Source organism: Vibrio sp. 704, assembly GCF_033339295.1.
The window spans coordinates 1-743 of the sequence record NZ_JAWOUH010000379.1 but is presented as its reverse complement, the minus strand read 5'-3'; the positions used below and the strand labels follow the sequence as shown (position 1 = coordinate 743).

The window sequence follows — 743 nt, the reverse complement described above, 5'->3', positions numbered from 1 at the left end:
AAAACGTCTTTAAACAGCCGAGAAGTAAAGTCCAGTGCTTGGGGTTCAAGCAATTGAATTCTCAAATGTTTGCAGTACAAATACGACATCATGGCGCTGATCAGCGCCAACAGAGAGTTATTGGGCAACGTATACGTCGCGGATAAGCTTTCATTTTCTATCGACACCAAATAAAACATGATCAGCGAATAAATAATAAGCACCACACTCGATACATTGGCTTTGTGCGACAAATAATATGCAGCAACCACGCAAAATGCCGTGGGATATAGGTTGATCAAAATGTCGGAAAGGTGGAAAAGCAGTAAGGAAACATCACCCAAGCCCGCCACTCGAAATGCGTGACCAAGTAGAATAGCCAGCGCGTTGGATAATGTCAGTGGGAGAAGAAGTAACGCGATTGAAGCTAAGTCTGTTAAGTAAGATTTAGACCCAGCTCGCCATTGCTCTGCGATTACAGCCAGACGCTGAAAAGGGGCAAAGAAGAGTTCGCGGCGAGTTTGCATGGAGAGTTCTTTTGTAAAGTAGTTATCTTCAACTGCAGAAAATGCAGCCGTTAATACAACAGCCGAAACTCAGGCAAACATTGTTGATGGGTAATGTCGTTTTTCGTATAAAGGTCAAACAATGGGTACTAAATGCCAATAACAGCACGGAAAAGTTGCCAACTTAATTTAGCGACTATACAACGCTCGATCCAATGAGATTATTGACCTTCACGACAAACAAAAGGCATACATAAC

General features: G+C 42.7%; 1 pseudogene. It reads right to left on the bottom strand.

Annotated features, from left to right (window positions below):
- Positions 1–506 (bottom strand): annotated as a pseudogene (locus R7R24_RS26590) (diguanylate phosphodiesterase); the annotation flags it as partial.
- Positions 507–743: the final 237 nt, after the last annotated feature.